21 protein-coding genes and 1 tRNA gene are annotated in these 24,087 nt (G+C 68.1%); 12 read left to right on the top strand and 10 right to left on the bottom strand.

The annotated features are described in order from the left end of the window. Nucleotides 1–14 precede the first annotated feature (14 nt). Both flgC and ASF81_RS06355 read left to right on the top strand, forming a co-directional pair. Complete coding sequence (gene flgC, locus ASF81_RS06360) at nucleotides 15–434, top strand: flagellar basal body rod protein FlgC (protein ID WP_369796239.1); 420 nt, start codon at nucleotides 15–17, stop codon at nucleotides 432–434. Between the two features lie 10 nt (nucleotides 435–444). Beyond that, nucleotides 445–747: a flagellar hook-basal body complex protein FliE gene (locus tag ASF81_RS06355; protein WP_045809720.1), complete on the top strand. Its 303-nt coding sequence runs from the start codon at nucleotides 445–447 to the stop codon at nucleotides 745–747. Between the two features lie 7 nt (nucleotides 748–754). Here ASF81_RS06355 and ASF81_RS14790 read toward each other — a convergent pair whose 3' ends face one another. From ASF81_RS14790 to ASF81_RS06340, 3 genes are all read right to left on the bottom strand, one after another. After that, nucleotides 755–1,297 (bottom strand): polysaccharide biosynthesis/export family protein, encoded by a 543-nt coding sequence (locus ASF81_RS14790; protein ID WP_200932895.1) that lies wholly within the window; start codon nucleotides 1,295–1,297, stop codon nucleotides 755–757. Nucleotides 1,298–1,347: 50 nt separating this feature from the next. After that, a complete protein-coding gene (locus tag ASF81_RS06345; protein WP_055806407.1) occupies nucleotides 1,348–2,685 on the bottom strand; it encodes an FAD/NAD(P)-binding protein in 1,338 nt (445 codons plus the stop codon). A gap of 93 nt (nucleotides 2,686–2,778) precedes the next feature. After that, complete coding sequence (locus ASF81_RS06340) at nucleotides 2,779–3,639, bottom strand: WecB/TagA/CpsF family glycosyltransferase (protein WP_055806404.1); 861 nt, start codon at nucleotides 3,637–3,639, stop codon at nucleotides 2,779–2,781. 224 nt (nucleotides 3,640–3,863) lie between these two features. On the opposite strand from ASF81_RS06340, the gene ASF81_RS06335 reads away from it, so the two are divergent. The 8 genes from ASF81_RS06335 (at nucleotide 3,864) to ptsN (ending at nucleotide 9,730) form a co-directional block, all read left to right on the top strand. After that, nucleotides 3,864–3,950, top strand: a tRNA-Leu gene (locus tag ASF81_RS06335). Between the two features lie 167 nt (nucleotides 3,951–4,117). Next, nucleotides 4,118–4,732: a ribonuclease D gene (locus ASF81_RS06330; RefSeq protein WP_055806400.1), complete on the top strand. Its 615-nt coding sequence runs from the start codon at nucleotides 4,118–4,120 to the stop codon at nucleotides 4,730–4,732. Between the two features lie 7 nt (nucleotides 4,733–4,739). Continuing rightward, nucleotides 4,740–5,399: an LPS export ABC transporter periplasmic protein LptC gene (gene lptC / locus ASF81_RS06325; RefSeq protein WP_055806398.1), complete on the top strand. Its 660-nt coding sequence runs from the start codon at nucleotides 4,740–4,742 to the stop codon at nucleotides 5,397–5,399. Next, complete coding sequence (locus ASF81_RS06320; RefSeq protein WP_045809724.1) at nucleotides 5,396–5,890, top strand: LptA/OstA family protein; 495 nt, start codon at nucleotides 5,396–5,398, stop codon at nucleotides 5,888–5,890. The genes lptC and ASF81_RS06320 overlap by 4 nt, the downstream gene beginning before the upstream one ends. A gap of 29 nt (nucleotides 5,891–5,919) precedes the next feature. Beyond that, the gene (gene lptB / locus ASF81_RS06315; RefSeq protein ID WP_055806395.1) at nucleotides 5,920–6,711 is read left to right on the top strand and encodes an LPS export ABC transporter ATP-binding protein; all 792 of its coding nucleotides are present in this window, start codon (nucleotides 5,920–5,922) and stop codon (nucleotides 6,709–6,711) included. Nucleotides 6,712–6,956: 245 nt separating this feature from the next. Next, nucleotides 6,957–8,465: an RNA polymerase factor sigma-54 gene (gene rpoN / locus ASF81_RS06310; RefSeq protein WP_055806392.1), complete on the top strand. Its 1,509-nt coding sequence runs from the start codon at nucleotides 6,957–6,959 to the stop codon at nucleotides 8,463–8,465. A 74-nt stretch (nucleotides 8,466–8,539) separates the two neighbouring features. Further along, nucleotides 8,540–9,184, top strand: a complete 645-nt coding sequence (gene hpf, locus ASF81_RS06305; RefSeq protein WP_055806388.1) for a ribosome hibernation-promoting factor, HPF/YfiA family — start codon at nucleotides 8,540–8,542, stop codon at nucleotides 9,182–9,184. A 78-nt stretch (nucleotides 9,185–9,262) separates the two neighbouring features. Then, entirely contained in the window at nucleotides 9,263–9,730 is a 468-nt protein-coding gene (gene ptsN, locus ASF81_RS06300; RefSeq protein ID WP_055806384.1) for a PTS IIA-like nitrogen regulatory protein PtsN, read from the top strand. Between the two features lie 32 nt (nucleotides 9,731–9,762). Here the strand turns inward: ptsN and ASF81_RS06295 are convergent, their stop codons facing one another. The 5 genes from ASF81_RS06295 to ASF81_RS06275 form a co-directional block, all read right to left on the bottom strand. Continuing rightward, complete coding sequence (locus ASF81_RS06295; RefSeq protein WP_017506777.1) at nucleotides 9,763–10,014, bottom strand: DUF1150 domain-containing protein; 252 nt, start codon at nucleotides 10,012–10,014, stop codon at nucleotides 9,763–9,765. 64 nt (nucleotides 10,015–10,078) lie between these two features. Then, nucleotides 10,079–10,501, bottom strand: a complete 423-nt coding sequence (locus ASF81_RS06290) for an Hsp20 family protein (RefSeq protein WP_039244752.1) — start codon at nucleotides 10,499–10,501, stop codon at nucleotides 10,079–10,081. A 115-nt stretch (nucleotides 10,502–10,616) separates the two neighbouring features. Next, nucleotides 10,617–11,930: an ammonium transporter gene (locus ASF81_RS06285; RefSeq protein ID WP_055806382.1), complete on the bottom strand. Its 1,314-nt coding sequence runs from the start codon at nucleotides 11,928–11,930 to the stop codon at nucleotides 10,617–10,619. Nucleotides 11,931–11,958: 28 nt separating this feature from the next. Continuing rightward, entirely contained in the window at nucleotides 11,959–16,470 is a 4,512-nt protein-coding gene (gene gltB / locus ASF81_RS06280) for a glutamate synthase large subunit (protein ID WP_055806379.1), read from the bottom strand. Continuing rightward, nucleotides 16,467–17,894: an NAD(P)-dependent oxidoreductase gene (locus tag ASF81_RS06275; protein WP_055806376.1), complete on the bottom strand. Its 1,428-nt coding sequence runs from the start codon at nucleotides 17,892–17,894 to the stop codon at nucleotides 16,467–16,469. Before ASF81_RS06275 ends, gltB begins: the two co-directional genes overlap by 4 nt. A gap of 232 nt (nucleotides 17,895–18,126) precedes the next feature. Between ASF81_RS06275 and ASF81_RS06270 the strand changes: the two genes are divergently transcribed. After that, nucleotides 18,127–20,538, top strand: a complete 2,412-nt coding sequence (locus tag ASF81_RS06270) for a membrane-bound PQQ-dependent dehydrogenase, glucose/quinate/shikimate family (protein ID WP_055806373.1) — start codon at nucleotides 18,127–18,129, stop codon at nucleotides 20,536–20,538. 92 nt (nucleotides 20,539–20,630) lie between these two features. Here the strand turns inward: ASF81_RS06270 and ASF81_RS06265 are convergent, their stop codons facing one another. Then, nucleotides 20,631–21,893 (bottom strand): glutamate-5-semialdehyde dehydrogenase, encoded by a 1,263-nt coding sequence (locus tag ASF81_RS06265; protein ID WP_055806370.1) that lies wholly within the window; start codon nucleotides 21,891–21,893, stop codon nucleotides 20,631–20,633. After that, nucleotides 21,890–23,047, bottom strand: coding sequence for a glutamate 5-kinase (gene proB, locus ASF81_RS06260; protein ID WP_055806366.1), 1,158 nt, complete (start codon nucleotides 23,045–23,047; stop codon nucleotides 21,890–21,892). Before proB ends, ASF81_RS06265 begins: the two co-directional genes overlap by 4 nt. A gap of 67 nt (nucleotides 23,048–23,114) precedes the next feature. Here proB and ASF81_RS06255 point away from each other — a divergent pair, with 67 nt between their 5' ends. Then, nucleotides 23,115–23,894, top strand: coding sequence for a ZIP family metal transporter (locus ASF81_RS06255; protein WP_055806981.1), 780 nt, complete (start codon nucleotides 23,115–23,117; stop codon nucleotides 23,892–23,894). Nucleotides 23,895–24,087: the final 193 nt, after the last annotated feature.

Genomic DNA, 24,087 nt, shown 5'->3' with positions numbered 1-24,087 from the left:
AGAAGGACTGACCCATGCCTGATCCCATCCCCCCTTCGAACAGCGCCATGGCGGTGGCGGCCTCGGCCCTGAAGGCGCAGCAGTCGCGCATGCGCGTGATCGCCGAGAACATCGCCAACGCCCAGTCGACGGCGCGCACGCCGGGCGGCGAGCCCTATCGCCGCCAGATCCCGGTCTTCCAGGCGCGCGAGGTCGATGGGGCGACCGGCGTCACCCTGGCCGAGGTCAGGCCCGACCAGGGCGACTTCAAGATGGACTATGACCCGTCGCACCCGGCCGCGAACGCGCAGGGCTATGTGATGCGGCCCAATGTCGACACCCTGGTCGAGGCGATGGACATGCGCGAGGCGCAGCGCGCCTATGAGGCCAATCTGAACGTCATCGAGACGGCGCGGTCGATGGACAGCCGCACCCTCGACATCATCAAACGCTGAGGACTAGGCCATGAATCCGATGATGGCCGCCAAGGCCTATGCCGCCGTCCAGGGCGGCGCCATGCCGACAGCAGCCCAGGCGCCCGGCGTCGGGGACGGCGGCTTCGCCGACCTGGTCAAGAACGCTATGACCGACATGACCCAGCAGTCGCGCGCGGCCGAAACCCAGATGACCCGCTCGGTCCAGGGCCAGGGCAATTTGATCGATGTGGTCACGGCGCTGAGTTCGGCCGAGGCTTCCCTGGAAACGGTGATCTCAGTCCGCGACCAGGTGATTTCCGCCTATAAGGAAATCATGGCCATGCCGATCTGACGGCGGGTCAGAAGTAGCGTTCGCCGATTCGCAGGGTGTCGCCGGGCGAAACACGCGCATCGGCGGTCAGCGGCTGGGCCTCTTCGACCTGTGATCCGGCGCGACGCACGAAGACGCGGCGCGTGTTGGCGCGATAGGTGAAGCCTTGCGCCGTCGCCACGGCGTTCAGCACCGTCAGTTCCGGCAGATAGGGGTATTCTCCCGGCCGATTGACCTCGCCCAGGATGTAGATCGGCCGATAGGTCAGGACCTGGGCGGTGACGCGCGGCTGGTTCAGATAGCCCTGGCTCAAGGCTTGAGCGACGGCGTCCTGAAGCTGGGCGCTCGTCAGACCCGCAACCTGGACCTCGCCGATCAGGGGCAGGGCGATCCGGCCGTTGGCGTCGATCACGAACTCGCCGCCCAGCGCCGCCTCGCCGAAGACGTCGATGCGCACCTTGTCGGCGGAGGCGAGGCGATAGTCCGATACGCTCTGAGGCGCAAAGGCCGTCAGGCCCAGCGACAGGATCGCGACCAGCAGGCCGATGCCTCTTCTTGCCTCCAATGTCATCGCCCCTGATCGCTTCAGGTGTGAAGGCTAAACGTGTCGGTTGTTCGGGTCTAGGGGCGGTCCGACAGAATACGGGCGGCGAGATCGCGGGCCTGGCCGCGCAGGTCGGGCACGGCCGTCATCTCCCAGAAGGCGCCGCGCGTCAGGGGGCCGATGGCGTGAAGGCCCCGCGCGGGGGCGCCCGCCCCGTCCAGCAGACCGCCCTCGTCATCGACCTGCAGGCCCAGGCCCAAGGGGTCGGGGCGTCCGTAACCCTTGTCGAGGATGTCGCGGATCATTGGTTCGGTGCTCTTTGAGATCACGCCCAGCGGCCCGGTGCAGTTCACGACCAGGTCGAACCGCTCCTTGATGGCGCGCTTCTTTCCGCGCGGACGCCACGAGACCTCGATGACGTCGGTCGCCTTCAGCTCGGTCAGCTTGCCGGCCAGGATCGTCAGCTCGCCGCCGGCCAGCATGGAATGAATGTCGCGCGCCGGGCCGGGCGACAGGCGGTGGCGATGCACATCCCACAGGGGGCGCAGATGGCGCAAGAAGCGGCCGCGCTCGACCCGCGACCAGCCGCGCCAAATGTCGCGCGCGGAATGGCGCAGGCGGTCGAACACGGCGCGCCAATCGGCCTCGGCTGTCGCGGCGCGGATCTGACGCAGGATTTCGGCGGGGCTGCCCGAAAACGCGCCGACATAGGGCGTGGGCGGGACAGTCGCGTGGGCGCGCGGCAAAAGCCCGTGACGCGACAGGGCGGTCAGGCGGCGTCCGGGCCGGCGCAGGGTGATGGCCGCATCCACCATCGTCAGCCCCGAACCGATCAGCAGGACATTGCGGGCGTCGCGCGCCGTCTGAGGATCGAACCGCCAGGGGTTTTCGACATAGGCAGGGGAGGCGCGCACCGCGTCCTCGACGCCGGGGGGCGAGGCGGGCTCCAGATTGCCCAGCGCCAGCACGACCTGATCGGCCGCGACCTCTCCGTCGCTGGTCAGGATACGCCAGCCGTCGCCCTGGCGATCGATGGACTGAGCCTCGGCGCCGATCAGGTTCAGTCGGTCGGGGGCGTCGTCCAGCGCCTCGTCCAGCAAGGCCTGAAGATAGTCGCCATAGACGCCGCGGGTGATGAAGCCGTCTTGGGCGCGCCACGACGGCTGTTCGGCCAACCAGTCGGCGAGGTGGCTGGGCTTGTCGGGAAAAGCGCTCATATTGTCCAGGCGGACGTTCAGCAGATGGCCGGGATTTCCGGTGTCATAGGCGGTGCCGGGACCGAAAACGCCGCGCCGTTCGATCAGGGTGACGCGCACATCGCGCGAGGCCTTCAGCAGATTGACGGCGGTCAGCAAGCCGCTGAAACCCGCGCCGACGATGGCGACATGCGGTCCATTCTGCTGCGGCACGCGCACCCCCGTTTTCCGTTTCCGTCGCTGTCGATAACACGCGGCGGTCCAGAGGGATCATGGCGATAAATATCTATCTGGCCAGTAGGAATAACGTGATCAGCGGCTGCGACCCCTGGCCTGGCCGATGTCGCGCAGGGCCAGCGGGAGCAGCGTCCAGGGCTCGACGCAGTAGCGGACGAACAGCCGTTTGGGATCGTGCAGCAGGCGATAGGCCCATTCGACGCCGGCGCGTCCCATCCAGCGCGGGGCCGCGCTTTGAACCCCCGCCTCATAGTCGAAGGCGGCGCCGACCGACAGGATGACGCAATCGGGCAGGCGCTCGAAGTTTTCGGCGATCCATAGCTCCTGGCGCGGCATCCCCATGCCGACGAACAGGATATGGGGCTGGAAGGCCGTGATCCGATCCAGGACGGCGGCGTTCTCGGACGACCCGGGCCGGGCGTCGAAGAAGCCGTGGTGGATGGCGATGTCGGCGTCCGGATAGCGGGCCTTCAGCCGGCGGGCCGCCTCGTCGCCGACGCCGGGCGCGCCGCCGACGGACAGGACGCGCCAGCCCTGACGGTTCGCCACACTCCAGAAATGGTCGCGCCAGTCCAGATAGGTGCAGCGGTGAAAGCCCCGGCTGTGCAGGCCCACGGCGCGCGAGAAGGCCAGCAGCGGCGTCGAATCGACCTCGATCAGATCCGCCTTGTCGTAGAAGGCGCCGAGTTCAGGCCGCTTCTGCATCAGATAAAGGCTGTGCAGATTGTGATTGGCGATCAGGCTCTTTGCCCCCTGTCGCACCGCCTGCTGAATGTGGTGCAGCACCTCTTCGGGCTTCACCAGATCCATCGGTTGACCCAAGATCGTGACCCGCTCGTGGGCGCGCCGGTTCTGGCGGAACGGCGCGCGCGGCCGGGCGCGGCGCTCCGTGGCGAAGCGCTCTGGCGCAGGGGGGCTGAGAGACGGGTCCGCCATCAGGCGCTTGTAGGCGACCTGGCCTCAAGACGGGGTTAGAAAACAGGCTTAGCGCCCATTAAGTCGTCGTCGAACGCGGATCGAAAATGATCTGCGGCCAGGCTTGCCGCGCCGCGTGCGCAAGAAATCTCGCAAAGGCGAAAAATCCTTGTTGACCCCGCCCGGAGCCTCCCTTAGAGGTCCGCGCCTTCCCGATGGAAACGCCGCAAGGCGCTGCCGACGGGGCCCAGATGGCGGAATTGGTAGACGCGCTGGCTTCAGGTGCCAGTGGCTTAACGGCCGTGGAGGTTCGAGTCCTCTTCTGGGCACCATCTTTCAGAAAGCGTCGCACCGAACGGTGCGGCGCTTTCTTTGTTTTGGCCTATCGGAATGCGCGCGGCGCATTCCTGCTTGAGGTCGTTTTGGGAATGCGGCGCGCGGCGCTCAGCATTGCTGTAGGCCGTTTCGCGCGCCGCGTTCGCCGTGTAAGAGCCTGAGCATGACCGTTTACCTGCATGAGGGCGACCTGCCCGACGATCTGGACCTGGGGTCCGAGGTCGCCATCGATTCCGAGACGATGGGCCTGCGTTTTCGCCGCGATCCGCTGTGCGTGGTGCAGCTGTCGTCGGGCGACGGAAACGCCCATGTCGTGCGGCTGAACCGGCCCGCCTATGACTGTCCGAACCTTAAGCGGGTGCTGACTGATCCGGCGGTGACCAAGATCTTCCATTTCGGCCGATTCGACATCGGCATGTTCCTGCTGCACCTCGACGTCGAGACGCGGCCGGTCTATTGCACCAAGATCGCCTCCAAGCTGGCGCGCACCTATACCGACCGGCACGGGCTGAAGGATGTGGTGCGCGAGACGGTGGGTGTGGACCTGTCCAAGGCGCAGCAGTCCTCGGACTGGGGCGCCGAGACGCTGAGCCAGGCGCAGCTGGACTATGCGGCGTCGGATGTCCTGTATCTTCACGCGGCGAAAGCCAAGCTGGATATGATGCTGGCGCGCGAAGGGCGAACCGAACTGGCTGCTGAATGTTTCGACTTCCTGCCGACGCGGTCGGCGCTCGACCTGGCCGGCTGGGACGAGACCGACATCTTCGCCCACAGCTGAGGCGCGCTTGACCGAACACGGCGAACAGTCCCGCATCGAGGCCGACGAGGCCAGGGTCGCCCTGGCCGGCGCCCGCTGGCGCGCGCGCTCGCGGCGGGTGAAGCTTTATCGCCGCGTCCTGCCGATCGTCATCCTGGTGCTGGCGGGCGGCGCCCTGACCTGGACCGTGTTCCGCACCGTCATGTCGGGCGTTGAGCGCAAGGCCAGCCAGAGCCAGGAGGTCCGCTTGGATGCGCCCCTGTTCCACGGTCAGGACGCGCAGGGGCGCGCCTTCACCGTCGGCGCGCAAGGCGCCGTGCGCGATCCCAAGACCGGCAAGTTCAAACTGATCGGCCCGGCGCTGAAGCTGAACCTGGGCGGGCGCAAGGTCACGGAACTGACCGCCGACGGCGGCATCTATGATGAGCAGGCGAAGACGGTGACGATCGGCCCGAACGTGCGCATTTCGGACGGCGGCACGGGCTTCGTCCTGACCACGCCCGAGGCGGTGGTCGACACCTCGACCGGAAACGTCACCGGTTCAAAGGGCGTTCAGGGTTCCGGCCCTATTGGAACCATCAACGCATCGTCCTATGCGATCTACGATCAGGGACAGCGCGTCGTGTTTGACGGCGCAGGCGATAACAAGGTGAAGGGCGTTCTGACGCCCAAGGGGTCAGGCGGATGATCGTGACGAAGATTTCGAAGACGCTGGCCGTCGTCGCGGCGGCCGCCGTCGTGGGCATGCCGGCCCTGGTCGATGCCCAAGCCCAGGCGACCAATCAGCCTGTCGCCTATGGCGCGGACTCGGTCGAATACGCCCCCAACCGCATCATCCTGCGCGGCCGGGCCGAGGCGACGCAGGGCGGCAACCGCTTTCGCGCCGACACCCTGACCCTGGTCAGCGGCGAAGGCGGCGATCTGCAACGCGCCGAGGCCAGCGGCACCGTCTATTTCGTGACGCCCGACCAGTCGATGCGCGGCGACCGCGCCGTCTACAACCTGGGCAACGGCGAGATCGTGGTGACGGGCAACGTCATCCTGACCCAGGGCAAGAACGTCCTGACCGGCTCGCGCCTTGTCTACAACATCAACACCGAAACTGCCCGCATGGACGGTGCGCCGCGCGGCGCCGCCGGAAGCCGCGTGCAGGGCGTCTTCTATCCCAACTCGAACTGAGGCCGTCTGGCCGTCACGGACCTGAGCATTTGGCGCGCAAGGAACTGTCAGCCCTGAACCTGGATGAGCGGCCGCAACCGGCCGCCGTGGCGGCCGCGCCTGCGGAAAAGGGCCTGCGGGTGATGAACCTGGCGCGGTCGTTCGGCCAGCGTCAGGTCGTGCGCGACGTGTCCCTGACGGTGCAGCGCGGCGAGGTCGCGGGCCTGCTGGGTCCCAACGGGGCCGGCAAGACGACCTGCTTTTACATGATCACCGGCCTGATCCCGCCGGATTCGGGCGCGATCTGGCTGGACGGCGAGAACATCACCGGCCAGCCGATGTATCAGCGCAGCCGCATGGGCCTGGGTTACTTGGCGCAGGAAGCCTCGATCTTTCGCGGCATGACGGTCGAGCAGAACGTCAAGGCGGTGGTCGAGCTGAACTATCCGCGCGACCAGATCCGCGCCGAGACCGACCGGCTGCTGAACGAACTGCACATCGACCATTTACGCCACGCGCGGGCCACGGCGCTCTCGGGCGGCGAGCGTCGGCGGGTGGAGATCGCGCGGGCGCTGGCCGGCCGTCCGTCCTTCATGCTGCTAGACGAACCCTTCGCCGGCATCGACCCCCTGGCCATCGCCGACATCCGCACCGTGATCCGCTATCTGGCCAGCCAGGGCATCGGCGTGCTGATCACCGACCACAATGTGCGCGAGACCCTGGACATCACCGACCGGGTGTCGATCATCTCGAACGGCGCGGTGCTGTTCGAAGGCACGTCCGACGAGGCGATCCACGACGCCGAAGTGCGCCGGGTGTATCTGGGCGAAAACTACATCTGATCCGCCTCGTCTCCTCCCCACTTGTGGGGAGGGGGACCGCGCGCAGCGTGGTGGAGGGGTTCTTTTGAGCCCCACGAGCGCTAGCGATGCGGTGAAGACCCCCTCCGTCACGGCGCTTGAAGGACGCGCCGCGCCACCTCCCCATGAAATGGGGAGGAGACAAAAAGCGCGTTCGTCTCGCGTTAACCGGTTCGGCGACATTCTGTCCCAGCAAGTTCCGGGCCACTCGGCGGCCGGGCGGGAAGATGTCGAACGTGATCGGGCAGCGATTAGAGGTCAGGCAGGGGCAGGGGCTGGTCATCACGCCCCAGCTGCAGCAGGCGATCAAGCTGCTGCAACTGTCGAACCTCGAGCTGGAGGACTTCGTCGAGGCCGAGCTGGAACGCAATCCGCTGCTGCAACGCGAGGAGCCGGAGGGGGATGCGCCCGAGCCGGTCGAGCGCGTCGAGGCGACGGCGGACGGTGAAATGTCGTTCGGCGACGGGGTCGGCCATGAGGCCGTGTCCGGCATGGATGCGGGTTCGGACGATGTCTATGGCGACGCCGCGCCGGGCGAGCGCACCAGCGACCGGATGACTGACGAAGCGCAGCCGGGCCTGTCGGACTGGTCCAGCGCCGGCAAGGGCGGCCAGATGTTCGAGGGCGAGGGCGAGCGGCCCGACGCGCACGAGCTGACCTTGTGGGAACATCTTCAGGCCCAGGCGTCGAGCGCGGGCCTGACGCCGGCCGACCACGGCATCGCCCTGACCCTGATCGATGCGACCGACGAGGGCGGCTATCTGCGCGGAGAACTGACCGAATTCGCCGACCGGCTGGGCGTGCCGCTGGAGCGGATCGAGGCGGTGCTGAGCGTTTGTCACGGCTTTGAGCCGACCGGGATCATGGCGCGGTCGGTGCCGGAATGCCTGAAACTGCAACTGATCGAGCGCAACCGGTTCGATCCGGCGATGGCGGCGCTGCTGGACAACCTGGACCTGCTGGCCAAGCGCGATCTGGCGGGCCTGCGCCGCGTCTGCGAGGTGGATGGCGAGGACCTGACCGACATGATCGCCGAACTGCGGGCGCTGACGCCGCGTCCGGGCGCCGGGTTCGGCGGCGAGCCGGCGCAGACGGTCGTGCCCGATGTGCATGTGAGGCCGGACCCCGCCGGCGGCTGGCGGGTCGAGCTGAACGCCGACACCCTGCCGCGCCTGTTGGTCGACAAGCGCTATCACGGCCTGGTTCAGGCCGGCGCGCGATCGGATACCGAAAAGACCTTCGTCGCCGACTGCGCCGCCCAGGCCAACTGGCTGGTCAAGTCGCTGGATCAGCGGGCCAAGACCATTCTGAAGGTCTCATCCGAGATCGTGCGCCAGCAGGACGCCTTCCTAGCGTTCGGCGTCGAGTTCCTGAGGCCGCTCAATCTGAAGACCGTCGCCGACGCCATCGGCATGCACGAATCCACGGTCAGCCGCGTCACCTCGAACAAATACATCGCCACGCCGCGGGGCGTGTTTGAGCTGAAATTCTTCTTCACCGCCGCCATCCAGTCGGTGGACGGCGCCTCAACCCATTCGGCCGAAGCCGTCCGTCACAAGATCAAATCCATGATCGACGGCGAGGGGCTGGAGGGCGACGTTTTGTCCGACGACAGGATCGTGGAAATCCTGAAGGAAACGGGCATCGACATCGCCCGCCGCACCGTGGCCAAATATCGGGAAGCCTTGAGGATTCCGTCCTCGGTCGAGCGCCGCCGGATGATGAAGACCGGCTGAAATCCACAGCCAAGCGTGACCACAAATCGGTGATCTGGATTGACACCAAATCGGGTCGGGCGCGTTCTATCGGCATGCAAGTCCAAGTCAGCGGCAAGCAAGTGGATGTCGGCGAAGCGTTAGGCTCGCGCATCTCCCAGGAACTCGAAGACGGGGTCGGAAAATACTTCGCCCGAGGCGGTGAAGACGCCGAGGTCGTGGTGTCCAAGGACGGCCACAACTTCAAGGTGGACTGTTGGGTCCGCCTCGCGTCGGGCCAGACCCTGGTGACGACCGGAATGGGCGGCGACGCCCACTCGGCCTTCACCGAGGCGCTGGATCGGCTCGAAAAGCGGGTTCGCCGCTACAAGCGCCGGCTCAAGGACCACCACATCGGACCCAAGGGTCTGTCGCCCGAGAAGACCGAAAACGCCGCCCGCGAAGTCGCACGCAGCATCGTGCTGCGTGATCCCGACAGCGTGGAAGACGACGTCTTCGGCGAAACCGGCGAGAACGACGGCCCGCCGCCGGTGGGCATGGTCATCGCCGAGACCGAGCACGAAATCCGCACCATCACAGTCGGACGGGCTGTGCTGGAGCTGGACATGACGGGCTATCCGGTCGTGCTGTTCCGCAATGCGGCCCACGGTGGTCTAGCGGTCGTCTATCGTCGTCCGGACGGCAATGTGGGATGGATCGATCCCGAACGGACGGCCAAGTCCAACGGTTCGGTGAACTAAGCCTCAGTTTGACTTCGGCGCGGTTGTCTCTAAACGGGCGGCCGCGCCGTTGTCTGCTGCGTGTATCGAGGTTGTGTAATGGACATCGGTGATCTGCTCGCGCCCAAGGGCGTGGTGCTGCGCAGCGGCGCGTCGTCCAAGCGACAGGCGCTTCATGCCCTGGCCGAGGCGGCGTCGCATGCGCTGGGCCTCGACGAAGCCCGCATCTTCGACGCCTTGATGGAACGCGAGACGCTGGGATCGACCGGGCTGGGATCCGGGGTCGCGGTGCCGCACGCGCGTCTCACCGAGGTCGAGAAGGTGACGACGGTGTTCGTGCGGCTGGATACGCCTGTGGCCTATGATGCGGTGGACGACCGGCCGGTCGATCTGATCGTCGGCCTGTTCGCCCCGCCCAAGGCGGGCGCGGAGCATCTGCGCGCATTGGCGGCGGTGTCGCGCGCGCTGCGGTCGCCCGAACTGCGTGAGCAACTGAGACAGGCGCGCACGACCGATGCGATCCGCGCCCTGTTCGTCAAGGACGGCACGGCCGCGACGGCGGCCTGAACGGCGGCGCCTGCGCGCCGCCATCCATCAGATCAATGAACGGAAACCGGCTCCAGCTCGTGCGCCACGGCGGCGGCGAAGGCGGTGTCGCGGTCGATCATGACCGCCAGACGCTCGCCGTCGGCGCTGTGTACGGCATAGAGCATCTGGCCGGGGTTCAGATCCACGTCCTTGATCTCGACCGCTTCTTCAAGCAGGTCCGAGGCCTTGATTTCGCGCACATACACCAGGTCGGGGGCGCCCAGTCCTGCGAAGTCTTCCTTGGTCATCGTCATCGGCGTCATTAGGACCGCCTCCTTCAGTTTTGACAACGCCCGGATCGCCGGGCGGTTCGAATGGCTGTGGTTTTCACCCAGCCGTGATCGGAATGCGCCGCACCTGGCGCTCGGCCTCGGGCCGGATCAGATCGACGTGGAGCAGGCCGTGCTCCAGCCGGGCGCCCTCGACCTCCAGCCCGTCGGCCAGGACGAAGTTGCGAACGAAGCCACGCGCCGCGATGCCGCGGTGCAGAAAGGCCTGTTCACCCCTGCCGGCGTCGTCGCGCTTGCCGGCGATGGTCAGCTGGCGGCCGTCCAGGGTGATAGCCAGTTCGTCCGGCGCGAACCCGGCGACGGCCAGGCTGATGCGGACGCCCGCATCGCCGATCTGTTCGACATTGTAGGGCGGATAGCTTTCGGCCGCGGCCTTGGCGGCGCGGTCGATCAGGGCGCGGGTGTGGTCGAAGCCCAACAGAAAGGGGCTGTCGAACAGGAGGGTGCGCGTCGTCGTCATCTGGGGTCCTTGCGTCAGCGACCGAGCGGTCGGTCTCCCGCAATCGGCAAGACCGTCCGTCACAGATGAAGATGGGGGCTGGCGTGGGCGGGATCAACCGGCAGCCCCTGTGGGGTCAGTGGATGGCCTCGCCGTGCTGGGTATAGTCCAGCCCCTCGACCTCTTCATCCTTGGTGACGCGCAGGCCCGTGGTGAACTTGCAGATCATCAGGACGACGAAGGTGCCCGCCGCGCTCCAGGCGATGACGCCGACCAGGCCGACGGCCTGTTTCCACACGGTCGCCCCCTCCGACAGGGCGTTGACGGTCGTGGTGGCGAAGACGCCGGTCAGCAGGGCGCCAACGATGCCGCCCACACCGTGAACCCCGAAGGCGTCCAGGCTGTCATCGTATTTCAGCGCGTGCTTCAGCCAGACCGCGCCCGCATAACAGGCCGGGCCGCCGATCAGGCCGATGAAGAAGGCCCCCTTGGGATCGACGAAGCCGGCGGCGGGGGTGATGGCGACCAGACCGCCGACGACGCCCGACAGCAGGCCAAGCAGGGTCGGGCGCTTGCGGTCGAACCATTCGACGGTCATCCAGCCAAGGGCGGCGCTGCCGGCGGCCAAGATGGTGTTGAAGGCGGCCGTGGCGGCCAGCGCATCCGCCGCGCCTGCTGACCCCGCATTGAAGCCGAGCCAGCCGACCAGCAGCAGGCCTGTGCCGATGGCGCTATAGACCAGGTTGGCGGGGGCCATGTTGTCGCGCCCGAAGCCGTGACGCGGCCCCAGCACCAGGGCGCAGACCAGGCCGGCTATACCGGCGTTGACGTGGACGACCGCGCCGCCTGCGAAGTCGAGCACGCCCAGCCCGCCCAGATAGCCGCCGCCCCAGACCTGATGACAGATCGGCGCATAGACGATCAGGTGCCACAGGCCAAAGAACAGCAGGCTGGCCGAGAACTTCATCCGCTCGGCGAAGGCGCCGGCGATCAGGGCCGGGGTGATGATGGCGAAGGTCATCTGGAAGGCGACGAACAGCAGTTCGGGCAGGCCGGGCAGCAGGCTGTGGGCCGTCTGGGCCGTCACGCCGTTGAGGAAGGCCGCCTGCACCCCGCCGATGAAGCCGTTGATCGCGTCCGGCCCCTTGCCGAACGACAGGCTGTAGCCGACCAGGAACCACAGGACCGAGACGATGGCGAAGGCGGCTGCCGACTGGGCGACCACGCTGATGATGTTCTTCTTCCTGACCATGCCGCCGTAGAACAGGGCCAGACCCGGCAGGGTCATCAGCAGCACCAGCGCCGTCGAGGTCAGGATCCAGGCGGTCGCCGCCGTATCGATGACCAGCGGCGACTGATGCGCCAGCAGGGCCGGGGCCGCCAGGGCCGGTGAGGCGAAGGCCGCCGCCCCGGCGACGAGCGTGACGGCGAGGGCGGCGGGTCGGGTCATGGCGTCTTTCTGAGGCGGACGGCGGAGATCAGGCGGAGGTCTTGAGGCGTTCCGTGCGGGCGACGATGTCGGTCAGGGGCACGATGCGGACGAAGCGGTTCAGACTGTTGTCCCAATCCGCCAGCAGACGCCGCGCCAGGGGTGAAGCTGTCGCCGCCAGATGGGCCTCGATCAGGCCCTTCAGTCGATCGGCCGCCTCTGCGTCGATGTCGGTCACGCCCGCCAGGTCGCCGTTCAAAGCGCGCTCGGCATGGCCGGGTTGGTCCAGCACGAACAGCTCGCCGCCGCTCATGCCCGCCGCCAGGTTCCAGCCGACCGAACCCAGGACGACCACGCGCCCGCCGGTCATATATTCGCAGCCGTGCGCGCCCAGGCCCTCGACCACGGCCTCGGCGCCCGAGTTCCTGACCGCAAACCGCTCGCCCGCCGCGCCGGCGACGAACAGCCGGCCGGAGGTCGCGCCATACAGGGTGGTGTTGCCGCAGATCAGCTGATCCTCGCGCCATTCCGGCGTACGGATCGAGATTTCGGCCCCCGACAGCCCCTTGCCGACATAGTCGTTGGCTTCGCCCGTCAGGTGCAGTTCCAGACCCTTGGCCGCAAAGGCGCCGAAGCTCTGACCTGCGATGCCTTCCAGCCGCAGCTTCAGCCGGCCCGCCGGGCCTTGCGCGCCGAAGCGGCGCACGATGGCCGAGGACAGGGCCGCGCCGACCGTGCGCTGGGTGTTGTTCAGCGGATAGGACAGCTCCAGCGTCTGGCCACGATCCAGGAAGCGGACGGCGTCCTTCAGCACGGCGGCGTCCAGGCTGTCGGCGATGGGCTTGCGCGTCGTCTTGTCGGCCCATTTGCCGGCCGCGCCCTCGTCCACCTGAACCAGCAGGGGGTTCAGGTCCAGGTCGTCCAAGTGCGAGCCGCCGCGACGGACCTGACGCAGCAGGTCGGTGCGGCCGATGATCTCGTCCATCGTGCGCGCGCCGATGGAGGCCAGGATCTCGCGCGTCTCCTCGGCGATGAAGGTGAACAGGTTCACGACCTTGTCGGGCGTGCCGGTGAACTTCTCGCGCAGCCGCTCGTCCTGAGAGCAGACGCCGACGGGACAGGTGTTGGAATGGCATTGCCGCACCATCAGACAGCCCATGGCGATCAGGGCGGCGGTGCCGACACCGTATTCCTCGGCACCCAGCATGGCGGCGATGACCACGTCGCGGCCGGTGCGGACGCCCCCGTCGGTCCTCAGCGTGACCGAGCCGCGCAGATTGTTCAGCGTCAGCACCTGATGAGCCTCGGCCAGGCCGATCTCCCACGGCAGGCCGGCGTGTTTGATCGAGGTCTGGGGCGAGGCGCCGGTGCCGCCGTTGTGGCCGGCGATCAGGATGGCGTCGGCGTTGGCCTTGGCCACGCCCGAGGCGATGGCGCCGATGCCCGAGGCGGACACCAGTTTCACCGTCACCCGCGCATCGGGGTTGATGGCCTTCAGGTCATAGATGAGCTGGGCCAGGTCCTCGATCGAATAGATGTCGTGGTGCGGGGGCGGACTGATCAGGGTCGTTCCGGGCACGGCGTGGCGCATCCGGGCGATGAACTCGGTGACCTTGAAGCCGGGCAGTTGCCCGCCCTCGCCGGGCTTGGCGCCCTGGGCGACTTTGATCTCGATCTCGCGGCACTGGTTCAGATATTCGGCCGTGACGCCGAACCGGCCAGAGGCCACCTGTTTCACCGCCGAGTTGGCGTCGTCGCCATTAGGACGCGGGTGATAGCGTTCGGGATCCTCACCGCCCTCGCCCGAGACCGAGCGGGCGCCGATGCGGTTCATGGCGATGTTCAGCGTCTCATGCGCCTCGGGGCCAAGTGCGCCCAGCGACATGGCCTGGGTCAGGAAGCGCCGGCGGATGTCCGACACGCTCTCGACCTGGTCCAGCGGAATGGGCGCGCCTTCGCGGAAGTCCAGCAGGTCGCGCAGGGACAGGTCGGCCTGGGCGCGGACGACCTCGGAGAACTGCTTGAAGCGGCGATAGTCGCCCCGGTTGCAGGCGTCCTGCAGCAAGTGGATGGTCCTGGCCTCGTGGGCGTGGGCCTCGCCGCCCGAACGGATCTTGAAGAAGCCGCCGATGGCGGGCGAGGGCACGGCCTCGCCCCAGGCGATGCGGTGCCGCTTCATCGCCGCCTGCTCCAGACCGGCCAGGCCGATGCCGGAGATGCGCGACGGGGCGCCGGGGAAGAACTCGGCGGTCAGGGCGCGCGACAGGCCCAGCACCTCGAACTCGCAGCCGCCGCGATAGGCGGAGATGACGCTGATCCCCTTGCGGGCCAGGGTCTTCAGCAGGCCCGCCTCGATGCCGGCCTTGTAGTTCAGGCAGGCGTCGCGCAGCGTCAGGCCGGGATACAGGCCCCGGTCCAGACGCTCCTGGAACAGGTCCTGGGCCAGCCAGGCGTTGACGGTGGTGGCGCCGACCCCGACCAGGACGGCGAAACCGTGCGGGTCCAGCGTCTCGGCGGTGCGGACCACGATCGAGCAGTAGGAGCGCAGGCCGGCCTTGGTCAGGCGGCCGTGGACCCCGGCCGTGGCCAGGATCATCGGCGCGGCCAGACGATCCGCCGAGCCGGCCTGGTCGGTCAGCACGATCAAGGCGGCGCCGTCGCGGGCGGCGGCCTCGGCCTCGTCCATGATGCGGTCCAGCGCGGCGCGCAGGCCGGCGCCCGGACGGGCCTCGTCCGAGGGAACGTCATAGCTGCAGTCGATGACCACGGTGGAGCCGGCGCCGACCGTGTCGATCATCCGCTCGTACATGCCGTTGGTCAGGACGGGACTGTCCAGCACGAAGACATCGGTCTGGGCCTCTTCCTCGGCCAGGATGTTGCCCAGGTTCTTGAACCGGGTCTTCAGGCTCATGGCGCCCGCTTCACGCAGGGGGTCGATGGGCGGATTGGTGACCTGGCTGAAGTTCTGGCGGAAGTAATGCGACAGCGGGCGGGGCAGGGCCGACAGCACGGCAGGCGGGGCGTCGTCGCCCATGGAGCCGACAGCCTCCTTGCCGTCACGCACCAGGGCGTCCAGCAGCAGGTCGAGGTCCTCGCGGCTGTATCCGGCGGCGATCTGACGACGGGTCAGGGCCTCGCCCGAGGCCGAGCGCGGCTCGGGTCCGGGGCCGATGATCGGCTCCAGATCCACCATATTGTCCAGCCACTCGGTATAGGGGTGGGCGGCGGACAGGGCGTCGATGGCCTCATGCTCGTCATAGACGCGGCCGTGCTTCATATCGACGGCGATCAGCTTGCCGGGGCCGATGTGCAGGCGGCGCTTCACCCGGCTTTCGGGGATGGGCACCAGGCCCGCTTCGGAGCCCGCCATTAGCAGACCATCGACCGTCTCGACGGCGCGCAGGGGACGCAGGCCGTTGCGGTCCTTGCCCGCCACGATCCATCGGCCGTCGGCGGCGCAGATGGCGGCCGGGCCGTCCCACGGCTCCATCACCGCGTTGCAATAGGCGTAGAAGGCCCGGTGTTCGGCGGGCATGACCACGTCGTCCTTGGCCCAGGCCTCGGGGATCAGCAGGGCCTTGGCCATCGGCGCAGGGCGACCGGCGTGGACCAGCACCTCCATGACATTGTCCAGGGCCGCCGAGTCCGACCCGCCCGGCTGAACCACCGGCTTCACCTCGCGGTCGCGGTCGCCGAAGGCCTGTGCGGCCATGCGGATTTCGTGCGACTTCATCCAGTTGAGGTTGCCCTTCAGCGTGTTGATCTCGCCGTTGTGGGCCATCATGCGGAAGGGCTGGGCCAGCTTCCATTCGGGGAAGGTATTGGTCGAATAACGCTGGTGGAAGACCGCGTAGGCCGAGACGAAGCGCGGGTCTTCCAGGTCGGGATACAGGTCGCCCAGCAACTCGGCCCGCACCATGCCCTTGTAGGCGATGGAGCGCGCGGACAGGGTGCAGATATAAACGCCGGCCAGGTTCTCGGTCTTGACCGTCTTTTCGATGCGGCGGCGGCACAGATACAGTTCGCGCTCCAGCGCCTCGCCGTCTAGCGGTTGGCCCGCGTCGTCCAGCGGCGGGGCCAGCATGATCTGTTCGATCTCGGGCCGGGTGGCGCCGGCCTTGGTCCCGACGACCGACAGGTCGATCGGCGTCTGACGCCAGCCGTAGATCCAGAAGCCGGCGCGCAGGGCCTCGGTTTCGACGATGGCGCGGGCGCGGTCCTGGGCGCCGAGATCGGTGCGCGGCAGGAAGACCTGGCCGACGCAGATCGGGCCGGGACGCAGGGACTGACCGATCGAGGCCACCTGTTCGGCGAAGAAGCCTTGCGGCAGCTCGGCCATGATGCCGGCGCCGTCGCCCGACAGGCCGTCGGGATCGACCGCGCCGCGGTGGGCCACGGCCTTCAGGCTGCGGATCGCATATTCGACCACGTCGCGGCGCGGCGTGCCGTCGATGGAGCAGACCAGGCCCACGCCGCAGGCGTCCCGCTCGGAGGCGCGGTCATAGGCGTTCCCGGCTTCCAGCCGGTCGCGGGTGTCGTTGTACTTGTCTAACCAGGTCATGCCGCGACCTCCTCGGTGCGGGTCTTGAAGTAGCGGTCGATCTCGGCGGCGGCGTCCTGGCCTTCGCGGACGGCCCAGACGACGAGCGAGGCGCCGCGCACGGCGTCGCCGGCGGCGAAGACGCCGGGCAGGCTGGTGGCGAAGCTGACCGAACCCACCTTGATGGTGCCGTCGTCGCGTAGGCGCAAATTGGCCTCATGCGCCGCGAACGGCTCGGGCGAGAAGCCTAGGGCCTCTATGACGATGTCGGCCGGCACGTCGAAGTCGGCGCCGGGAACCGGCACGATGTCGCGACGCTGGCCGGGCAGGCCTTCCGTCAACTGCATACGCGCAGCGCGTACGCCCGTGACCTGGTCGCCTTGCGACAGCAGGGCCTTTGGTGCGGCCAGCCATTCGAAGACGACGCCTTCTTCCTCGGCGTTGACGACTTCGCGGGCCGAGCCCGGCATGTTCTCGCGATCACGACGATACAGGCAGGTGACGCTGGCTGCGCCTTGCCGGACGGCGGTGCGGACGCAGTCCATCGCGGTGTCGCCGCCGCCGATGACGACGACCCGCTTGCCGCGCGCCTCGTGCCATCCGTCCTGTTCGGCGTCGCCCAGGTCGCGCCGGTTCTGATGGGTCAGATAGGACAGGGCGGCGACGGTCGAATCCGGCCCGCGACCGGGCGCGGACAGGATGCGCGGCTGATAGACGCCCATGGCCAGCAGGACGACGTCGTGGCGGTCGCGCAGCTCCGTCAGGGTCACGTCCTTGCCGACCTCGCAGCCCAGCACGAACTGGACGCCGCCGTCGATCAATCGGTCCACGCGGCGCTGCACGACATGCTTTTCCAGCTTGAAGCCGGGGATGCCGTAGATCAGCAGCCCGCCGGCGCGGTCGTGACGGTCATAGACCGTGACCTGATAGCCCTCGCAGCGCAGGCGGTCGGCGGCGGCCAGACCGGCCGGGCCCGCGCCGACGATGCCGATCGTTTCGCCGCGTTCGGCCGCCGGGCGAATGGGTTCGACCCAGCCGTTGGCGAAGGCCTGGTCGCCCAGCCAGGCCTCGACCGAGCCGATGGTCACAGCGTCCCAGCCGGACTGGTTCAATGTGCACGACCCCTCGCACAGTCGGTCCTGCGGGCAGATGCGGCCGCAGATTTCGGGCATGGTCGAGGTCAGGGACGCGACGCGCCAGGCCTCGCGCGGCTCGTTCTCGGCCGACAGGCGCAGCCAGTCGGGGATGTTGTTCTGAAGCGGGCAGGCGTTCTGGCAGAAGGGCACGCCGCAGTCGGTGCAGCGCGACGCCTGTTTCTCGGCCGTCTCGGTGGAGGGCGGAATCGTGATCTCGCCGAAACCGCGTGCGCGCAGTTCGGCCGAGGCCTTGGACAGACGGCGGGGTTCGACGACGAATGTCCCGCCTTGCTTCAGGGTCTTATGCATATCTCGCATATGCCGCAAACGACGCATTAGAGGCAAATATTATTGCCGCGAGGCGTTCTCAGCGAAACAAAAAGAATAAATCATCCAATCGGACGCGTTTCGTCGTCAAAAGTTGCTGATGGTAGCCGTTTGCGCCGCAACAGGATTTTGTTCCAGGGGTGCGACAATAGGAACCGGCGCGGCCTCGAGGCGTTCGAAAGACTGATTTCAGCAGACCACAGAGAGTGCGCCCATGCCCCGATGGACAACCCCGACCGGCCTTGGGGGATGGCTGACGTTGCTGCTCGGGGTCCTGCTGGCCGTGATCGGTCTGGTTCTGACGGTCGGCGGCGTTCAGCTCGCGATGCTGGGCGGCTCCTGGTATTATCTGATCGCGGGACTGGCGCTGATCGTATCGGGCCTTCTGCTGGTCTATCGCGACGTGCGCGGGGCCTGGCTCTATGGCGCGGTCTTTGTCGCCACGTTGATCTGGGCGCTGTGGGAGAAGGGCCTGAACGGCTGGGCCATGATCCCGCGCCTGGTCGGGCCGCTGGTGCTGATGTTCCTGGTGCTGGCGACGCTGCCTGTGCTGCGGTCGCGCGGCGGCGGCAAGACGGCGGGCCTCGGCGCGCTCGGGCTGGCGGCCCTGACGGTCGTGTTCGGCCTGGTGGTCGGCCAGATCAATGCCCCCGGCGTCGACAGCCCGGTGCCCGGCGCGCGCGGACCGTTCGGCGACCCCGCCCTGATCAAGGCCGGCATGGACTGGCCCGCCTATGGCGGATCGGACGCGGCCCAGCGCTATTCGCCGCTGAATCAGATCAACAAGACCAACGTCGGGCAGCTGGAGCGCGCCTGGACCTTCCGCACCGGCGATCTGCCCGGCGAGCGCTTCGGCGCCGAGACCACGCCGCTGAAGATCGCCGACACCGTCTATCTCTGCTCGGGTCGCAACAAGATGTTCGCCCTGGACGCCAACACAGGTCGGCAGAAGTGGGCCTATGATCCCAAGGTGGCGGACGAGCAGATCCCCTACACCGCCGCCTGCCGGGGCGTGACCTATTACGCCACACCCAACGTCGATCAGGCCCAGCCCTGCGCGACGCGCATCATCGAAGGCACGCTGGACGGCCGCATCATCGCGGTCGATGCGCGCACCGGCGTGCCTTGCCCCGCCTTCGGAACCAACGGCGCCGTCAGCATCAAGGAAGGAATGGGCAATCCCTATCCCGGCATGGTGTCGATCACCTCGCCGCCTGTCGTCGTGCGCGGCGTCATCGTCACGGGCCATCAGGTTCTGGACGGTCAGAAACGCTGGAACGCCTCGGGCGTCATCCAGGGCTATGACGTCGTCACGGGTCAGCTGCGCTTCGCCTGGGACATGATGCGTCCCGACATCACCACCGCTCCGCCGGCCGGTCAGACCTATACGCCGGGCACACCGAACATGTGGACGACGGCGACGGGCGACGAAGCTTTGGGCCTGGTCTATCTGCCCATGGGCAACTCGGCCGCCGACTACTATTCGTCGCTGCGTCGGCCCCAGGAGAACCAGTATTCCAGCGCCCTGGTCGCGCTGGATGTCACGACCGGCAAGCCGCGCTGGCGCTATCAGACCGTCCGCCGCGACGTCTGGGACTATGACCTGGGTTCGCAGGTTACGCTGGTCGACATGCCGACCGCAGGGGGCGTGACGCCTGCGGTAATCCTGCCATCCAAGCGCGGCGAAATCTTCGTGCTGGATCGCCGCACGGGCCAGCCCTTGCACGGCGTTCAGGATCGTCCGGCGCCGCGCGGCGGCGTCGAACCGGCCCAGCGCTCGGCGACCCAGCCCTATTCGCTGTTCAACACCCTGGCCAAGCCTGACCTGCGCGAAGTCGACATGTGGGGCATGTCGCCGATCGATCAGATGATCTGCCGCATCCAGTTCAAGAAGGCGTCGTATCAGGGCCAGTTCACGCCCCCGACCGCCGACCGTCGCTTCATCGAATATCCGGGCTACAACGGCGGTTCGGATTGGGGCAGCGTGGCGCTGGATCCGCGTCGCGGCGTGATCATCGCCAACTATAACGACATGCCCAACTACAATCGTCTGGTGCCGCGCGCCGAGGCGAACAAGCTGGGCTGGTTCCCCCGTGACGACCCTCGCTATCAGGCCGAGACGAATGGCGAGGGCGCCAAGGCCGAGGGCGCGGGCGATCCGCAGATGGGCGTGCCCTATGCGATCGACGTCAACGCCGGCTGGCGGATGCCCTTCACCGGCCTGCTGTGCAAGGAGCCTCCGTACGGCGGCATCCGCGCCATCGACGTGCAAAGCGGCAAGACCCTGTGGGATCGTCCGTTCGGTACGGCGCGCAAGAACGGCCCGTTCGGCATCCCTTCGATGCTGCCGCTGGAAATCGGCACGCCGAACAACGGCGGTTCGGTGGTCACGGCGGGCGGCCTGATCTTCATCGCCGCAGCGACCGACGACCTGATCCGCGCCATCGATATCGAGACGGGCAAGACCGTCTGGTCCGATGTCCTGCCCGCCGGCGGCCAGGCCAACCCGATGATCTACGAGCAGAACGGCCGCCAGTATCTGGTGATCGTGGCGGCGGGCCATCACTTCATGGAAACCCCGGAGGGCGATTACGTGGTCGCCTATGCTTTGCCGCAACGGGGGTAAGCCCGCTGACAAATCTCCCTCCCCAGAGGGGGAGGGTGGTCGCGCAGCGACCAGGTGGGGGCGGCTTGGCAACAAGCCATCTTTTCCTCACATCAGGGCCTGATCTGCCCTTGGCCGCGCACCACATATTTGTAGGTGGTCAGCTGCTCGGCACCGACGGGCCCACGGGCGTGCAGACGGTTGGTGGAGATGCCGATTTCGCCGCCGAAGCCGAACTCGCCGCCGTCGGCGAACTGGGTCGAGGCGTTGATCAGGACGATGGCGCTGTCGACCTTGGCGGCGAACCGTTCGGCGGCGTGGGCGTCTGTGGTGACGATGGCCTCTGTGTGGCCCGAGCCGTAGCGGGCGATGTGATCGGTGGCGGCATCCAGATCGTCCACGACGCGGACGGCGAGGATCGGGGCCAGATATTCGGTGGTCCAGTCGGCCTCGGTCGCGGGCGTCATGGCGGGGACCAGGGCGCGGGCGTGGGCGTCGCCGCGCAGTTCGCAGCCGGCGGCGATCAGGTCGGCGGCGACGGGCGGCAGCAGGAGCTGGGCCGCCGCCCGGTCCACCAGCAGGGTCTCGGTAGCGCCGCAGACCGAGACGCGGCGCATCTTGGCGTTCAGGACGATGGCGCGGGCGGTCTCAAGATCGGCGGCCTCATGCAGATAGGTGTGGTTCAGGCCTTCCAGGTGGCTGAGCACGGCCGTTCGCGCCTCGGCCTGGACGCGGGCGACCAGGCTCTTGCCGCCGCGCGGCACGATGACGTCGATGGCGCCGTTCAGCCCGGTCAGCATCAGGCCCACGGCTTCGCGATCGGGGGTGTCGACCAATTGCACCGCATCGGCGGGCAGGCCGGCTTCGGCGAGGGCTTCCGCGATCAGGGCGGCGATGGCCAGGGAGGACTGAAGGCAGTCCGAGCCACAGCGCAGGATGGCGGCATTGCCCGAGCGGATGCATAGGGCGGCGGCGTCGGCGGTGACGTTGGGGCGGCTCTCGTAGATGACGCCCAGCACGCCGATCGGGGTGCGGACGCGGGCGATGTTCAGACCGTTGGCGGGGGTCCAGCGTTCGGTCTCGACGCCCAGCGGATCGGGCACGGCGGCGATGGTCGCCACCGCCTCGGCCATGCCGGCGATGCGGGCGGGGCTCAGCGACAGCCGGTCGATCAGGGCCTCGGTCATGCCGTTGGCGCGGGCGGCCTCCACATCGCGCGCGTTGGCGGCGAGCAGGGCGGGTTCGGCCGCCTTCAGCTTTGCGGACAGGCTTTCCAACGCGTGGGTGCGGGCGGCGGCCGGGGCTTCGCGCAAGGCGGCGGCTGCGGCGCGGGCGCGCTGGCCCAGGTCGAGCATTCGGGTCTTCAGATCGGTCATCGGTCGTCCAGCACCATGTCGTCGCGGTGGATCAGGACCGAGGCCCCGCGATAGCCCAGCAGGGTCTCGATCTCGTCCGAGCGGCGGCCGCGAAGGCGCGCGGCCTCGTCGGCGGCATAGGCGGCCAGGCCCACCCCGACGGCGCGACCGTCCGGGTCGATCAGGCGTACGCAGTCGCCCTTTTCGAAGCCGCCGGACACGCCCGTGACCCCGGCGGGCAGCAGGCTCTTGCCCGCCTTCAGCGCCGTGACCGCCCCGGGGTCCAGCATCAGGGTTCCAGTTGGTGACAGGCTGCCGGCGATCCACTGTTTATAGGCGGCCATCGGCCCGTCGGGGGCGGCGATCAGGGTGGCGCGCGCGCCGTCGCGGATAGCGCTGAGCGGCGACAGCGTCTGGCCCGAGGCGATGATGGTGGCGCAACCCGCCGAGCGCGCGATCTGGGCCGCCGCCAGCTTGGTCGCCATGCCGCCTGTTCCGACGCCCGCATCCGCATTTGCGCCCCCGCCCATGGCCACGATGTCGGGGCTCAGCGCCTCGATCAGGGGTAGATGGGCGGCGTTCGGATCGCGGCGCGGATCGGCGGTGTAGAGCCCGTCCACGTCCGACAGCAGGATCAGCAGATCCGCCCGCGCCAGCTGGGCCGTGCGCGCCGCCAGCCGGTCGTTGTCGCCGTAACGGATTTCCTCGGTCGCCACCGTGTCGTTCTCGTTGACGATGGGGATGACGCGGTGGGTCAACAGGGCCTCGACGGTCGCGCGGGCGTTCAGCCACCGCCGACGGCGTTCGGTGTCGTCACGCGTCAGCAGCACCTGGCCCGCGATCAGGCCGTGCGGCGCCAGGGCCTCGGACCAGGCGGCCATCAGCAGCGACTGTCCGACCGAAGCCGCCGCCTGCTTGTCCTCCAGTCGTGCGCCCAGCGCGGGCAGCCGGCCACGGCCCAGGGCGATCGAGCCGGACGAGACGACGATGACCTCGCGCCCCTCGGCCTTTAGCGCCGCCAGGTCCGAGGCGACGGCCGCCAGCCAGTCGCGCGTCGGCTGGCGCGTGGCCGCGTCGATCAGCAGGGAGGATCCGATCTTGACCACGACCCGCCGGGCGGCGCCCAGCGCCGACGCAGCGTTCGGGCCGACGGGGAGGGTGGCGCGCTGGGACATGAAGCTTTCTCTAACGTCACGGTTCGGGCTTGTCTCTTGCCGTGTCTCGCCGCAATGCAGACGAATGATGGAATCCCTTTCCCCCATCGCCGCCGGCGGTCTGGGCAGTCTGGCGGCGGGCATGATGACGGCGGTGGGCGCCGTGCCGCTGCTGTTCTTCCGCAAGGCGGGGGTGCAGACCCAGAGCGCCCTGCTCGGTTTCGCTGCCGGGGTCATGCTGGCGGCCTCCTTCTTCTCGCTGATCATTCCGGGCGTGGACGTGTTGCAGGCGGGTGGGGCCAGCCAGGCGGCGGCGGCCGGCGTCATGGGGGCGGCGGTGCTGATCGGGGCGACGGTGATCGGCCTGATGAACCGGTTCGCGCCGGTGGACATGCTGGCCATCGGACCGGCGGGATCGCGCGACCTGTCGCGGCGCATCTGGCTGTTCATCATCGCCATCACCCTGCACAACTTCCCCGAGGGGGCGGCGGTGGGCGTCAGCTTCGGCGGCGGCGACATGCATCAAGGGCTGTCCACGGCGCTCGGCATCGGCATCCAGAACATGCCGGAGGGGCTGGCCGTGTCGGCGGCGATGGCGACCCTGGGATACGGCCGCTGGCCGGCCTTTGCGGCAGCCTTGGCTTCGGGCCTGGTCGAGCCGGTCGGCGGGCTGATTGGCGCCAGCGTGGTCGATCTCTTGCCCGGCGCCCTGCCGTGGGGGCTGGGCCTGGCGGCGGGCGCGATGATCTATGTCGTCACCGCCGAGATCATTCCCGAGACCCGCGAGAAGCCCAAGGGGGAGGGGTCGATGATCGGCCTGATGATCGGCCTGGTCGGTATGATGTTCCTGGACATCGCCCTGGGATGACGGCGGCGAAACGCGGCGTGACCGCGCAGGGGGCGTTACATCGATTTACATGGCAGGCGGGGGTTGAAGCCGTCGGGGCCGAGAGGCTAGGCCTCTCGCTTCGCTGCTCGATTGTCCCCCGAAAGGAGCGCCAGCCTAAATGACGCGACCTCTCAAGCCTGCGGCTTCCCGTAGAAATTTCTTGTCTGGCCTG

Origin of the sequence: Brevundimonas sp. Leaf168, assembly GCF_001423685.1 — a bacterium.
In the GTDB taxonomy this organism is placed as follows: domain Bacteria; phylum Pseudomonadota; class Alphaproteobacteria; order Caulobacterales; family Caulobacteraceae; genus Brevundimonas; species Brevundimonas vesicularis_C.
Note: the sequence above shows the minus strand (reverse complement) of the source record. Positions and strands in the feature narration are given on the sequence as shown.

Bases quoted from the DNA above. Each gene is read 5' to 3' on its own strand.
- ASF81_RS06320 (WP_045809724.1), top strand. From the start codon at position 5,396: ATGATCGTGACGAAGATTTCGAAGACGCTGGCCGTCGTCGCGGCGGCC.
- ASF81_RS06290 (WP_039244752.1), bottom strand. From the start codon at position 10,501: ATGACGACGACGCGCACCCTCCTGTTCGACAGCCCCTTTCTGTTGGGC.
- ASF81_RS06270 (WP_055806373.1), top strand. From the start codon at position 18,127: ATGCCCCGATGGACAACCCCGACCGGCCTTGGGGGATGGCTGACGTTG.
- ASF81_RS06330 (WP_055806400.1), top strand. From the start codon at position 4,118: ATGACCGTTTACCTGCATGAGGGCGACCTGCCCGACGATCTGGACCTG.
- gltB (WP_055806379.1), bottom strand. From the start codon at position 16,470: ATGACCTGGTTAGACAAGTACAACGACACCCGCGACCGGCTGGAAGCC.
- rpoN (WP_055806392.1), top strand. From the start codon at position 6,957: ATGTCGAACGTGATCGGGCAGCGATTAGAGGTCAGGCAGGGGCAGGGG.
- ASF81_RS06355 (WP_045809720.1), top strand. From the start codon at position 445: ATGAATCCGATGATGGCCGCCAAGGCCTATGCCGCCGTCCAGGGCGGC.
- ASF81_RS06275 (WP_055806376.1), bottom strand. From the start codon at position 17,894: ATGCATAAGACCCTGAAGCAAGGCGGGACATTCGTCGTCGAACCCCGC.
- ASF81_RS06255 (WP_055806981.1), top strand. From the start codon at position 23,115: ATGGAATCCCTTTCCCCCATCGCCGCCGGCGGTCTGGGCAGTCTGGCG.
- hpf (WP_055806388.1), top strand. From the start codon at position 8,540: ATGCAAGTCCAAGTCAGCGGCAAGCAAGTGGATGTCGGCGAAGCGTTA.
- ASF81_RS06285 (WP_055806382.1), bottom strand. From the start codon at position 11,930: ATGACCCGACCCGCCGCCCTCGCCGTCACGCTCGTCGCCGGGGCGGCG.
- ptsN (WP_055806384.1), top strand. From the start codon at position 9,263: ATGGACATCGGTGATCTGCTCGCGCCCAAGGGCGTGGTGCTGCGCAGC.
- flgC (WP_369796239.1), top strand. From the start codon at position 15: ATGCCTGATCCCATCCCCCCTTCGAACAGCGCCATGGCGGTGGCGGCC.
- ASF81_RS14790 (WP_200932895.1), bottom strand. From the start codon at position 1,297: ATGACATTGGAGGCAAGAAGAGGCATCGGCCTGCTGGTCGCGATCCTG.
- proB (WP_055806366.1), bottom strand. From the start codon at position 23,047: ATGTCCCAGCGCGCCACCCTCCCCGTCGGCCCGAACGCTGCGTCGGCG.
- ASF81_RS06265 (WP_055806370.1), bottom strand. From the start codon at position 21,893: ATGACCGATCTGAAGACCCGAATGCTCGACCTGGGCCAGCGCGCCCGC.
- ASF81_RS06295 (WP_017506777.1), bottom strand. From the start codon at position 10,014: ATGACGCCGATGACGATGACCAAGGAAGACTTCGCAGGACTGGGCGCC.
- ASF81_RS06340 (WP_055806404.1), bottom strand. From the start codon at position 3,639: ATGGCGGACCCGTCTCTCAGCCCCCCTGCGCCAGAGCGCTTCGCCACG.